12 protein-coding genes are annotated in these 13,458 nt (G+C 49.9%); 10 read left to right on the forward strand and 2 right to left on the reverse strand.

What is annotated here, in order from left to right; all coding sequences use genetic code 11:
• Positions 1-190 precede the first annotated feature (190 nt).
• The 6 genes from PUQ60_RS05060 to sigE all read left to right on the forward strand — a co-directional run bounded on the left by PUQ60_RS05060 (position 191) and on the right by sigE (position 6,825).
• A complete protein-coding gene (locus PUQ60_RS05060) occupies positions 191-1,345 on the forward strand; it encodes a putative peptidoglycan glycosyltransferase FtsW (RefSeq protein ID WP_022360217.1) in 1,155 nt (384 codons plus the stop codon).
• Positions 1,346-1,451: 106 nt separating this feature from the next.
• The gene (murA, locus tag PUQ60_RS05065) at positions 1,452-2,735 is read left to right on the forward strand and encodes a UDP-N-acetylglucosamine 1-carboxyvinyltransferase (RefSeq protein WP_273380418.1); all 1,284 of its coding nucleotides are present in this window, start codon (positions 1,452-1,454) and stop codon (positions 2,733-2,735) included.
• Complete coding sequence (locus PUQ60_RS05070) at positions 2,707-3,480, forward strand: cell division protein FtsQ (protein WP_233430135.1); 774 nt, start codon at positions 2,707-2,709, stop codon at positions 3,478-3,480. Before murA ends, PUQ60_RS05070 begins: the two co-directional genes overlap by 29 nt.
• Positions 3,481-3,713: 233 nt before the next feature.
• Complete coding sequence (gene ftsZ / locus PUQ60_RS05075; RefSeq protein WP_022360220.1) at positions 3,714-4,940, forward strand: cell division protein FtsZ; 1,227 nt, start codon at positions 3,714-3,716, stop codon at positions 4,938-4,940.
• 282 nt (positions 4,941-5,222) lie between these two features.
• The gene (locus PUQ60_RS05080) at positions 5,223-6,011 is read left to right on the forward strand and encodes a sigma-E processing peptidase SpoIIGA (RefSeq protein WP_273380422.1); all 789 of its coding nucleotides are present in this window, start codon (positions 5,223-5,225) and stop codon (positions 6,009-6,011) included.
• A gap of 55 nt (positions 6,012-6,066) precedes the next feature.
• A complete protein-coding gene (sigE, locus tag PUQ60_RS05085; protein ID WP_273380424.1) occupies positions 6,067-6,825 on the forward strand; it encodes an RNA polymerase sporulation sigma factor SigE in 759 nt (252 codons plus the stop codon).
• Here the strand turns inward: sigE and PUQ60_RS05090 are convergent.
• On the reverse strand, positions 6,779-7,846 hold the full coding sequence (locus tag PUQ60_RS05090; RefSeq protein ID WP_273380426.1) for an acyltransferase family protein: 1,068 nt from the start codon (positions 7,844-7,846) through the stop codon (positions 6,779-6,781). The genes sigE and PUQ60_RS05090 overlap by 47 nt on opposite strands.
• Positions 7,847-8,088: 242 nt before the next feature.
• Between PUQ60_RS05090 and sigG the strand changes: the two genes are divergently transcribed.
• Together sigG and PUQ60_RS05100 are read left to right on the forward strand one after the other, a co-directional pair.
• On the forward strand, positions 8,089-8,865 hold the full coding sequence (sigG, locus tag PUQ60_RS05095) for an RNA polymerase sporulation sigma factor SigG (protein ID WP_106999731.1): 777 nt from the start codon (positions 8,089-8,091) through the stop codon (positions 8,863-8,865).
• A 284-nt stretch (positions 8,866-9,149) separates the two neighbouring features.
• Complete coding sequence (locus PUQ60_RS05100) at positions 9,150-9,938, forward strand: SseB family protein (RefSeq protein WP_022360225.1); 789 nt, start codon at positions 9,150-9,152, stop codon at positions 9,936-9,938.
• 119 nt (positions 9,939-10,057) lie between these two features.
• Here PUQ60_RS05100 and PUQ60_RS05105 read toward each other — a convergent pair whose 3' ends face one another.
• On the reverse strand, positions 10,058-10,831 hold the full coding sequence (locus PUQ60_RS05105) for a type III pantothenate kinase (RefSeq protein ID WP_106999733.1): 774 nt from the start codon (positions 10,829-10,831) through the stop codon (positions 10,058-10,060).
• A gap of 309 nt (positions 10,832-11,140) precedes the next feature.
• Between PUQ60_RS05105 and PUQ60_RS05110 the strand changes: the two genes are divergently transcribed.
• Entirely contained in the window at positions 11,141-12,730 is a 1,590-nt protein-coding gene (locus PUQ60_RS05110) for a peptide chain release factor 3 (RefSeq protein ID WP_106999734.1), read from the forward strand.
• 247 nt (positions 12,731-12,977) lie between these two features.
• Positions 12,978-13,427 carry a GatB/YqeY domain-containing protein gene (locus tag PUQ60_RS05115; RefSeq protein WP_022360228.1) on the forward strand — a complete coding sequence of 150 codons (450 nt, stop codon included), beginning with the start codon at positions 12,978-12,980 and terminating at the stop codon, positions 13,425-13,427.
• Positions 13,428-13,458 lie beyond the last annotated feature (31 nt).

Here is a 13,458-nt window from a genome sequence, read left to right on the forward strand (position 1 = left end):
AGCAATTCGGTATTGGAAGAATAAAGGTTACTGGGCACGTATGCGTGAACAGTAACGAATAAAGGCTTAATGTATTTAAGGGGGCTGTCGCAGCCGGCATTTGTCTGCGGCAGCCCTGATTTGAAGGAAAAACTGCCGTTTACAGGCAGAATTTCGAAACTGTAACAACAAAAAGCAGGGGAGTGGAAGTATGCCGGAACCGGGAAAAATTAAAAAGAAAAAACCACATCGGTTTTATGATTACAGTCTGCTGTTTACCATCATTTTCCTGACGGTATTCGGACTGATCATGATTTACAGCGCGAGCTCCTATAAGGCGCAGCTTGATTACGGCAATCCGGGATATTTTATGCTTCGTCAGGCGGGCATCGCGGGTGTCAGCTTTGTTGCGATGTATATCGTCTCCAAGATAGATTATCACTGGTTTGCGCGGTTTGCAATGCTGGGATATATCGCTTCATACGTGACGCTGCTTCTGACGCGTTTTACACCTCTGGGCGTGGCATCGCATGGTAAGAAGCGCTGGCTGCGCCTGGGACCGCTCCAGTTCCAGCCGACCGAGATTGTCAAGATTTCCCTGATTCTGCTTCTGGCGGTTCTGATTGCCAATCTGGGCGTGCGGATCAACCAGCTGCGGGCAGTCGGATTTATCGTGGCGCTGTCGGCGCCGCTGGCACTTTTAGTTACGGCGAACAACTTAAGTTCTGGTATCATCATCTGCGGCATCGTGTTTGTGATGCTGTTTGTGGCGTGCAAGATCAAATGGCCGTTTTTTCTCTGCATCGGAGGTGGCGTCGGACTTCTGGCGGTCGCCCCCTATATAGGGCATCTGCTGGTAAAGCTCCATATCCTGAAGGATTATCAGCTGGGACGAATCAATGTCTGGGTCAACCCGGTGCAGTATGCACGTTCCGGCGGTTATCAGGTGCTCCAGGGCCTGTACGCGATCGGTTCCGGCGGTCTGTTTGGAAAGGGACTGGGCGAGAGTCTCCAGAAGCTCGGCTTCGTGCCGGAGGCGCAGAATGATATGATTTTTTCGATTATCTGTGAGGAATTAGGTCTGTTTGGCGCGATTTCGGTCATTCTGATTTTCATGTTTATGATTTACCGCTTCATGGTAATTGCTGGAAATGCACCGGATCTGATGGGTGCGATGATCGTGATCGGCGTGATGGCACACATCGCGATTCAGGTTATCTTAAATATCGCGGTTGTTACGAATACGATCCCGAACACGGGTGTTACGCTGCCGTTTATCAGTTACGGAGGTACGTCCGTCATGTTCCTGATGCTGGAGATGGGGATGGTGTTAAGCGTCTCGAACCAGATTAAGCTGGAGCAGTAGGAATATTTGGCGGAGTTACATATTCACCTCGGGAAATGTAGAAAATGAGAACCATTTTCTCTCGTTGGCATATAATAATACATAGATGCCGGTGGGAGGGGATTGTTTGGCTTTCATCGAGATTCACGGACCGTGCCGGATTCAGGGCGGACTCACGGTGCAGGGGTCGAAAAATGCAGTTTTGCCGATAATGGCGGCGTCGGTGTTAAACCGCGGAATTACCGTGCTTGAAAATGTCCCCAGAATACAGGATGTGTTCTGTATGATGGGGATTCTTGATTCTCTGGGATGCCGGTGTGCGTTGCACGGAAACCGTCTGGAAATCGATACTTCAAAGATGAATGGCTGGCGGATCGAGCAGAAAGCGATGGGGAAAATGCGCTCGTCCATTATGCTTTTGGGAGCGCTCCTGGGACGCTTTTGCGAGGCGGGGGTCTACAGCCCCGGCGGATGTATGATCGGAAAACGTCCAATCGACTGGCATTTGCGGGCACTCCGTGCGCTGGGCGCGGAAATACAGGAACCGGAGTCGGACGGCTTCCTGCATGCACAGACAACGGGACTTCGCGGGGCAGAGATTATTTTTCCGTTTCCGAGTGTCGGCGCGGTGGAAAATGCCCTGTTTGCCGCTGTGGCAGCGGTGGGGCGGACGGTTCTGCGGGGATGCGCGCGGGAACCGGAGATTGGACAGCTGTGCCATTTTCTAAATGGTATGGGGGCATCGATCCGGGGGATCGGGACGGATGCGCTGATCATAGAAGGCGGATTGCCGCTCCATGACAGCCGGTTTGTGATCGGCGGCGACCGGATCGTAGCCGGGACCTATCTTCTTGCCGCTGCGTCCTGCAGCGGTGAGGTGATCGTGGACGGCGTGCAGACACAGGAGCTGCGTGCATTGACCGGGGTGCTGGAGCATATGGGCGTTTCGCTTTATCAGGAACCGGAACTTATATATGTACACAGCGGACAGCGCCTGCGGGCGGTATCGGTGAAAACTGGACCGTATCCGGCGTTTCCGACCGATCTGCAGCCGTTTTTGATGGCGGCGCTGTCACGGGCGGATGGAACCAGTATGCTGCGGGAGACGGTATTTGAAAACCGGTTTGGCACAGCGGCGGAGCTTCAAAAAATGGGGGCGAACATCGAATGCAGCGGGAACATTGCCCGGATTGACGGAGTGGAAACCTTGCGGGGAGCTTTGGTGCGTGCCCGTGATCTGCGGGGCGGCGCAGCCCTGACGGTGGCAGCCCTGGGGGCGGACGGATGGACCAGAGTATCAGAATGTGAACATATTGAGCGGGGATATGAAGATATTTGCCGGGACTTGCGGGCATTAGGAGCAGAGATCCGGCGCCGGGAGGATGATGGAGATAGAGAAGATACAGATTGAAAAAAAGACAGAGGAAAAGGTATGGCGCCGCCGTGGAAAAAAACATATCTGGATCACGGCGGCAGCACTTCTTGTGGCAGCCGCGTTTTTTGTCGGTCTGTCGCTGCTTCAGATCAATACAATCCATGTCAGTGGAAACCGGCAATATACGGCAGAGCAGATAGAGGCGTCTATTTTCGATTCGCGGCTGAGCCGGAATCCGGTGTTCTGCTATCTGCAGTACCGCTTCCGGCCGCACAAGTCAATTCCGTTCGTGCAGGATTACAAGCTGGTGTTCCGCAGCCCGTCGGACGTGGAGGTGATCGTCTACGAGAAGAGTGTGGTTGGTTACGTTTCCTACATGAACAGCCGGATGTATTTTGACAAGGACGGCATCATTGTGGAGAGCACAAGCGAGACATTGCCGGGTGTGCCTAAGATTGCCGGACTTTCCTTTGGACATATCGTGCTGCATCAGCCGCTGCCGGTCGAGGATATCAGCGTTTTCAACGAGATTCTGAACCTGACGCAGGTGCTGTCGGTCAACGAGGTTGCGGTGGACGAGATCCGTTTTAATAAGGAAAAGGAAGCGACACTTCAAATCAGGAGCTTGAAGGTTGAGCTGGGAAGCAACAGTGAGATGAACGGGAAACTTTCGGAGCTGACGGATATTCTGCGGGATTATCCGGATCTGTCCGGAACCCTCTATCTGGACAGCTACGATGAATCGAATGCAAACCCGATGTACCGGTTTGATAAAAACTAGGAAGAATCGGCAAAATCGTGCTGCAGCTGCCAGCATATGGAAATTGTGACATTACTGGGCACGTATGCGTGAACAGTAACATTGTGACTGGTTTATTGAAAATTTATAAAAGAAACGATTGATTTTTTGCTGAAAATCAAATATAGTATTAGGTAGGCTAGATTTAAAAGACCCTAATTTTAGTATAAAAATGATAAAACCGGAACAGATGGGAAAATGAAGGAGGAAGTATCTTGTTAGAGATAAAGATAAATGAAGCAGAGAACTCTGCCAGAATTATAGTAGTAGGTGTCGGCGGAGCCGGTAACAACGCTGTCAACCGTATGATCGATGAAGATATTGCCGGTGTAGAATTTATCGGTATCAATACAGATAAGCAGGCACTGCAGTTCTGCAAGGCGTCCACAGCTATGCAGATTGGTGAGAAGCTGACCAAGGGACTTGGTGCAGGCGCAAAGCCGGAGATCGGTGAGAAAGCAGCTGAGGAAAGCCAGGAAGAACTGGCACAGGCTCTCAAGGGTGCAGATATGGTATTCGTTACCGCAGGTATGGGCGGCGGTACCGGTACAGGTGCAGCTCCGGTTATTGCACGTATCGCAAAAGATATGGGCATCCTGACGGTCGGCGTTGTCACAAAGCCGTTCCGTTTCGAGGCAAAGACCCGTATGAGCAACGCGCTCAATGGTATCGAAAAACTGAAAGCAGCTGTCGATACTCTGATCGTTATCCCGAATGATAAACTTCTTGAGATCGTAGACCGCCGTACCACGATGCCGGATGCACTGAAGAAAGCAGATGAGGTTCTTCAGCAGGCAGTACAGGGTATTACCGACCTGATTAATGTTCCGGGTCTTATCAATCTTGACTTTGCAGATGTTCAGACCGTTATGGTGGACAAGGGTATCGCTCATATCGGTATCGGTCATGCGAAGGGTGATGACAAAGCACTTGAGGCTGTTAAGCAGGCTGTATCCAGCCCGCTGCTTGAGACAACCATCGAGGGTGCAAGCCACGTTATCATCAATATTTCCGGCGATATCAGCCTGATCGAGGCAAATGACGCAGCCAGCTATGTACAGGAGCTTGCAGGCGACGATGCCAATATCATCTTCGGTGCGATGTACGATGAGAATGCACAGGATGAGGCGACGATCACTGTTATCGCGACTGGACTGGATTCCCACGGTGTGAACACACCGGTCGCAAAAGCGATGACTGAGTTCAAGACTCCGTTCAAGGCAAAGACGACTGGCAATACATACGCTCAGCCGGCAGCACAGACTGCAGCGGCAGCGCAGCCGACCTACAAGGCACCGACCTTCCGTGCACCATCTGCAGCAGCACCGGCACAGCCAGTCGCTCCGAAGGAAGCACCGCAGTCGGCACCGGCACAGCCGTTCCGCCCGATGCGCCAGGAAACACAGATCAATATTCCGGATTTTCTGAGAAATAAGAAATAATATAAAAGTGAGAGATGAGCTGCTCTTGCTTTAGTAAAAATACAAAATATATACAGAAGCAGTTGCTTTTGGAAGAGACACGCATTAGAAGTGAAAATTTCTGATGCGTGTTTTTTTTATCGTCGATTCAGACCTTCGACTTATGTCGAATCTATTCAAATTTCACGTTTTTCCCCCGATTTTTGGCGATCAAAACAGGCGTTTTGCGCCCTCGGTTTGACAAATTTTGCGGAACTTTTTTCTTATAATATCCCGTGTCGGACAGAAAGGTGGGAAGAGACAGTGACCTATCGTGTGTATGCGGATGTCATCCTGCTGCAAAATCTGGCAGCGGATTTCCTGCTTCTGTCGGTGGTGAAGAATTGCCTGCGTCTGCCGGAACGCCGGTATGGGCGGTTGGCAGGGAGTCTTCTGGGAGCCGTGTATGCGTTAGGAATGGTGTTAGCTCCGGTTCCGCTGGGATATGCCGGGCGGATGCTCCTAAGCGCCACGATGAGTGTGCTGATGTCATGGACGGCATTTTCCATCCGTAGGAAGTCGGAGGCGGCAGAAGCCGCGATCGGGCTTTACATAGCATCTATGCTGGCGGCTGGCTGCATGGAACTGGTTCAGCCGCTTGGAATACAGGTGAATCTTCTGTTCTGGCTGTTTACCGCGGGGGGTAGTTTTCTGATTCCATCTGCGGTGTGGCGGTTTGGTATGCAGCGGTGTATGAAGCTGGAACACCAGTACGCGGTAACGCTTTTTAACAAAGGCAGGGAGCGGCATGTGCAGGCGATTCTCGACACAGGCAACCATCTGACGATGCCGCTTTCGGGGCGTCCGGTGCAGGTGCTGGATGCGTGTGCGGCAGAGAGATTTTTTTCCTGGGAGGACGGTGTCCAATACATCCCATTTCGGAGTGTCGGAAAGGGCGGCGGCGTGATTCCGGCATATCAGGCGGAGCGGATGGAAGTGTCCAGTCAGGGCGGTATGCGGGTGATTGAGAAGCCGTGGATTGCCATTTCACAGGAGGCGCTGTCGCAGAAGGGCGAGTATCAGATGCTGCTCAATGAAAAATATTGGTTGTGAAGAAAAACAGCCGTTATGGTCTGAACCATAGCGAACAACATAAGGGGGAAAGCGTATGTTTATAAAAGTTTCAGTTCCAGGTCAGTTCCGTTTAAAAATGATGCCGTCGTTCCGGTCATTTCTGATGCATCGGGACGGGGAAGTTCATTATATCGGGGGAACCGATATCCTTCCGGCACCGTTTGACAGTGTGCGGGAGGCGGAGGTTTTAAGAAAATTTGGAACCAGTGAGGATAAAGAGGCGCGTTCGGCGCTGATCGAACACAACCTGCGCCTGGTGGTCTACATAGCAAGAAAGTTTGACAACACCAGCGTGGGCGTGGAAGATCTGATTTCGATCGGGACGATCGGTCTCATCAAGGCGATCAACACGTTTGACGTGGATAAAAATATTAAGCTGGCGACCTATGCATCCCGTTGTATTGAAAATGAGATTCTGATGTATCTCCGGAGAAATAATAAGACGAAGCTCGAGGTTTCGATCGATGAGCCGTTGAATGTGGACTGGGATGGAAATGAATTGCTTCTGTCGGATATTTTGGGAACGGATGAGGATATTATTTACCGGGATCTGGAGGATGAGACAGAGCGGAAACTGTTGAATGCGGCGATCGACCGCCTGAATCCGCGGGAACAGAAAATCGTGAAGCTGCGCTTTGGTCTGGGGAGAGAACAGGAAAATGAAATGACCCAGAAGGAGGTTGCCGACCTTCTGGGTATCTCGCAGTCATACATATCGAGGCTGGAAAAGAAGATTATGAAACGCCTTAAGAAAGAAATTTCGCAGCAATGCGGTCTATACACCAGCCGATAAGTGCTGGAAGAAACAGACCGATCAGGATGTAAAACGGACCCATTTCATAGCGGAAGGAGACTGGGAAGTTGGAAAGCGTTTCCGGTATTTCCTTCAAAATGAAGCGGGCATAGGCAAAATCGATCAGCTTGAACAGCGTGAAATGAATCGCCATAATGTCAAAGGAATGGCGTCCTAAAAAGGCAAGGACCTTTGCCAGCGGTCTGATGCGCTCGGACAGGTCGGAGAGCGAAAGGACGAAGTAAATTCCAATGATGGAGATCGGATAAAATAAGACGCCCGGAATGTGCATGCTTGCCAGATCGATGAAAATGTGAAGATTTGTGTTCGTCAGGTGCAGAAGCAGGGCGCTTATCAGGCAGCCGTACCAGACCGTATAGTGGCGGAAATTGGAGAAAAACTGCTGCATCAGCCAGGCGATGAGATAGACCGGAACAACGAGCAGTGCCGCCTGCAGATTGTAAGGGAGCGGGCAGCTTCTCATATTTAAGAAGACACCAGCAAGGCCAATCAGGATGCATGCAAATGCACATACAGGAAGCTTGACATTATCTTTCCGGGTGAAGCGGGCAGCTGCGCGTCCAAACCAGACGCATCCGGCAAAGAGTCCGGAGGACACCAGCCAGACCGGCAGAAACCAGAGGGCACCCTGAACCTGTTCCGGGGAGTTGAAGGAAAGACTGCTCATCCATGCCGTAAGCATTCTGGTGTGGTTGTAAAGTTCCTGGCCTGCATAGAGCCTGTGCGTCACAAAAAAGTTGTGGAGCAGGACAAAAAACAGCGTGTAGAACATATACCTGGGCCATGCACCGGCGAGACGGGAGCCGAAGTAGAGAAACGGCGTATCCCCGTATTTCGTTTCATTATAAAAATAGCCTGTGATAAAGAAGAACAGTGCCAGGTGGAACAGATAGACGAACGCACCGGCGAAATATCCGGTATGCCCCAGCACGATCGCAATAATGCCCCATCCCTTTACGATATCCCAGTAGAGGGAACGGGCTTTTTTTTGTGTGTTCATGAATGGATCTCCTTGTGGTTGAATTCTATTTTCTATAAATAATATTGATCGTAAAACCCCTGAAAATATATTTTACTATGGAACGGCAGAAAAGGCAAGAAATTGGAATGAGTGAAAACGGTTCTCATTTGTCCGGGTATAAATGAGCTTTGAATTGTCCATTCTAATGTATAGGTGACAAAACAAAAATCAAAACGATTCAACCGTTTGCGTTGATCGTCCATCATACGGAGGGAATGGAAATGCCGGTCTATAAAGTGGAAATCTGCGGGGTCAATACATCCAAGCTGCCTCTTTTAAGTAATGAGGAGAAAGAAGAACTGTTTCGCCGGATTCTAAAGGGCGATCGGGAGGCAAGAGAACAGTATATAAAGGGGAATCTGCGGCTGGTGCTCAGTGTAATACAGCGCTTTTCGGGCAGCCGGGAAAATGTGGACGATCTGTTCCAGATTGGCTGTATCGGCCTCATCAAGGCGATTGATAATTTTGATATTACCCAGAATGTCCGTTTTTCGACGTATGCGGTTCCGATGATTCTGGGGGAGGTAAAACGGTATTTGAGGGATAACAATTCAATCCGGGTCAGCCGGTCGCTCCGCGATACGGCATACAAAGCGATCTATACCCGTGAAAATCTGCTGAAAAAGCAGTCAAAGGAGCCGACACTCTGTGAGATTGCCAAAGAATTGGGAGTCAGCAAAGAGGAGATTGCGTATGCGCTCGATGCTATCCAGAGCCCGGTCAGCCTGTACGAACCGGTCTATACGGACGGCGGCGATCCGCTCTACGTGATGGATCAGCTCAGTGACAAGAAAAATTCAGAGGAACATTGGGTCGAGGATCTGTCGCTGGGGGAGGCGATGCAGCGCCTGCCGGACCGGGAACGCCGCATTATTGATATGCGCTTTTTTGAGGGAAAGACCCAGACAGAGGTTGCCGAAGAAATTCATATTTCGCAGGCGCAGGTGTCACGGCTGGAGAAGAGTGCGTTAAAAAGCATGAAGCATTATTTGAGCTGAATGTTGATAGGGATTGTGTTATAGAGATTGTGTGAGATTCTTCTGATTGATTGTTTGGCGGCTCTGTGTTAAAATATAGAGGATATAGTCTGCAAAAAGAATCTGAAAATCAAGCAGATGACTGTTATCTGAACTGGGGTTGAGCGGAGTATTCCATCTGATATAGTGATAAAGGCAGCTTGGCGATGCGACACTCAGGCAGTCATGGACAGCAGACAGAGTAGAAAAGACAGGCGCAGGCGGATTGAGTCTCGCGCATGATAAAAAGAGCCGGAGGAATTCAAATGGAGAAATTACGTGAGCTGATGAAAGAACATCAGGATAAAGCAGATAAAAAAGTGATGGGAGAGGTTCTGGAGCTGCTTCAGAGAGAGCCGGGACTGTTTGTTGTGACTGTCCATGCGACGAAAAACTTCTTCCTGGGTGCAGAGAACGGCAAGGCGGCTGCTTTCCTTTACACCAGCCGCGAGTATGCAGATGAGTTCGTGAAAGGGCTGGAGATGGTCGGCGTAGAGACGAAGGTACTGGAGATCCGCCCATTACAGCGTATTTCCTTTTTCAACGACCTCTACCGCAGCGGTTTTGAGGCAGTTGTGATCGACAAGGGACAGGAAAATCATATGTCCATGTCGCTGTTCAGCATCATCGAGAAACCAAAGGATACATCCGAGATCGTGATGAACCCGTCCCTGGTCCGTTCTGCAAATCAGTTCTATCAGGCACTGGTACAGCATCAGGCATTCCCACAGATGCAGGATCTGATGTGCAAAGAGCTTTACGGTGCGCGTCTGCTGGTTCCGGTTGCTGACCCGCAGAAGACGACGGCAGTGCCGGTTCTGACCACCGGAAAGGGTGTACGCTATTACCCGGCATTTACGGATTTAGTAGAATTTGGCAAATTTGACCGTAAACACCAGTTTGGAGCAATGGAAGTCCGCTTCCGCGATCTGAAAAAATATCTGGATTACGTGAATGGAATCGTGGTAAATCCGTTTGGATTTGCACTCCGTCTGGACGGCGAGAAGCTGGATCGGATTGAGAAAGAGAATATGAAGCTGAAGGTTGTAAAATAAATGCTGCTGTGACCGTGACCGGTAATAAATAGATGTCAGCATAATAAACTGTGATGAAAAGGCTGTCTCCCATCAGAATGTATCATATAGATGCATCTGCCGAGAGACAGCCTTTTTGATTATTCGGTTCTCCTGTTTTTTTCATATAAATGTAGTAATCCCTTCATCAACAGCGCCCCATCATACGTGATCGTATGCGAACAGAGCGGCAGGACAATCTTGGAGATGCCGCCGGTGGCGATGATGGAAGTTTTCTCTCCGAGTTCTTCCTCGATGCGATCCAGCATACCGTCGATCATCGCGGCATTGCCAAATATGACGCCGCTTCTCATGCAGTCTATGGTATTTTTGCCAATGACACGGCGCGGCGTATCGAGGCTGATGCGCGGCAGCTGGGCAGTGCTGGCGCTCATGCTGTCGAGGGAAACGCGAAGTCCCGGCAGGATCGCGCCGCCGACATAGCGTCCGTTTTTGTCGATGACAGACATGGTCGTAGCGGTTCCCATTTCGATGATGATGATTGGCGGTTCATGCTCTGCAAGGGCACCGACTGCGTTTACGATCATATCGCTGCCGACGGATTTCGGATTGTCCATCAGGATGTTTAAGCCGGTTTTCATGCCGGAACCGACCAGCATTGCGTTTAGTCCCGTTATTTTACGGATGGCGGCAAGAATCGTCCGGTTAAGCGGCGGAACGACCGAGGAGACGATCGCACCATCAAGCTGATCTGGGGCGATATGGTAAATTTCAAGAATACTTTTCAGCGCCACGGCATATTCCAGATTCGGTTTTCCGATGGTGGTCGTGATGCGTTCTACAAAATACGTTTTTTTTGCGTCGATCACGCCGATAATAATGTTGGTGTTTCCAACGTCGATAGCTAGAATCATAAAATAACTCCTTTATATCTCCTGCATCTCTACAATAATCAACAGCTCTTATAAAATGTTGATTGTATAGTTATCGCAACGGTTTCATATGTTCAACTGTTACTATTTATTATATATCCACGTTAATAGTATGATTATATGTTTTTTAAAGAAAAGGATCAAGAAGAAGATGAAAAATGTTTTTAAGATCTGTTACCGATCGCGCGTGAGTGAACCATAACTTGGACTTGCGTATTCGTTTAAAATAATATAGAATAAATACGTTTAGACAAAGTTGAAGAATGGTAGTAAGTTTGGAGGAAGATTTTTTTGGAAAATATAGCGGAGCAGATCAAAAAACGGCGTACATTCGCCATTATTTCCCACCCGGATGCTGGTAAGACAACCCTGACGGAGAAGTTTCTTCTCTACGGAGGCGCGATCAACCTGGCTGGTACGGTCAAGGGAAGAAAAGCAGCCAAGCACGCGGTTTCTGACTGGATGGAGATAGAGAAGGAGAGAGGTATTTCGGTTACCTCTTCCGTATTACAGTTTAATTATGAGGGATTCTGCATCAATATCCTGGATACACCAGGACATCAGGATTTCTCGGAGGATACCTACCGTACTCTGATGGCAGCCGATTCGGCGGTCATGGTCATCGATGGTTCTAAGGGTGTCGAGGCGCAGACGATCAAGCTTTTCAAGGTTTGCGTTATGCGCCACATCCCGATTTTTACCTTTATCAACAAGATGGACCGCGAGGCGCGCGATCCGTTTGAGTTGATGGATGAGATCGAGAGCGTGCTCGGCATCCGTACCTGCCCGGTCAACTGGCCGATCGGCTGCGGTAAGAATTTTAAGGGCGTGTATGACCGTGCCACAAAGAAGATCACAACTTTCACAGCAGCAATGGGCGGACAGAAGGAGGTCGCATCTCAGGAGTTCTCGTTAGAGGGCGATGAGGTTAACTCCATCATCGGTCCAGACTACCATCGGCAGCTGATGGATGATATCGAGCTTCTGGACGGTGCATGCGATGAGCTGGATATGGAGCGTGTCAGCCGCGGAAATTTATCCCCGGTATTCTTTGGTTCGGCTCTGACAAACTTTGGTGTAGAGACATTCCTGGAGCATTTCCTGAAAATGACAACCTCGCCGCTGCCGAGAAATACGACAACCGGCATGGTGGATCCGTTCTCTCCGAATTTCAGCGCGTTTGTCTTCAAGATTCAGGCAAATATGAACAAGGCGCACCGCGACCGTATCGCATTTATGCGTATCTGTTCCGGCAAATTTGAGGCAGGCATGGAAGTAACGCATGTGCAGGGCGGACGCAAGATCCGTCTCTCCCAGCCACAGCAGATGATGGCGCAGGATCGAAAGATCGTCGAGGAGGCATATGCGGGCGATATCATCGGTGTATTCGATCCGGGTATTTTCTCGATCGGTGATACACTCTGTACAGGTGAAAAGGTAGAATTTGAAGGCATTCCTACGTTCGCACCGGAACATTTTGCACGCGTGCGCCAGATGGACACGATGAAGCGCAAGCAGTTCATCAAGGGCATCAGCCAGATCGCCCAGGAAGGTGCGATCCAGATCTTCCAGGAGTTCAACACAGGTATGGAAGAGATCATCGTCGGCGTAGTCGGCGTCCTCCAGTTCGAGGTACTGACCTACCGTCTGGAAAATGAGTACAATGTAGAAGTCAAGCTGGAAAAGCTTCCATACGAGTACATCCGCTGGGTAGAAAACGCTGACGAGATCGACGTTGCCAAGATTCAGGGAACTTCGGATATGAAGCGGATCAAAGACCTCAAAGACAATCCACTGCTTCTGTTTGTCAACAGCTGGAGTGTGGGAATGGTAGAAGAGCGGAATCCGAAGCTTAAATTAAGCGAGTTTGGGCGTAACTAAAGCCATGCAGCGGAAAGCACCGTTTCAGCGAATGGAAAATTTATTTTTCAGGCGCTGAAAGGGGGATTTCTGCTATACGGCGCAGCCGGACAGGGGTGTGAAACCGCAGGTTTTACACCCCTGGGCATGGTAAAACAAGAGAGAGTCCCTATCGCACCACTGGGCATGGTGAAACAAGAGAGGGTTCCCATCGTCCCGCCTGGGCATGGTGAAAATATAGAAAAAATCAGAAAAGGAGACATTTCATATGAGCAGAGTAGATGTAGTACGTGCAGCCATGGTAGAAGCCATGAAAGCAAAAGACAAAGCAAGAAAAGATTCCTTATCCATGCTGTTATCCGCACTGAAAAATGCGGAGATCGACAAGCGTTCTCCGCTGACTGAGGAAGAGGCGGACGCAGTTGTAAAGAAAGAGATCAAGCAGACGAAGGAGACTCTGGAACTGGCTCCGGCAGATCGTGCGGATATCCGTGAGGAGGCACAGGCACGTCTGGCAGTTTATCAGGAATTTGCACCGGAGGATCTGACCGAAGAGCAGATCGCAGAGGTGATCAAAAGTGTTCTGGCAGAGCTTGGCATTGAAAATCCGGCACCGTCTGACAAGGGCAAAATCATGAAAACCCTGATGCCGAAGGTAAAGGGCAAGGCAGACGGAAAGGTAGTGAACCAGGTACTGGCTGGAATTCTGTCCAAATAATAACAAAAGGAAAAGAACGAGGCGGAAGATT

The organism is Clostridium sp. AF02-29 (genome assembly GCF_934835585.1).
Lineage (GTDB): Bacteria > Bacillota > Clostridia > Lachnospirales > Lachnospiraceae > Otoolea > Otoolea fessa.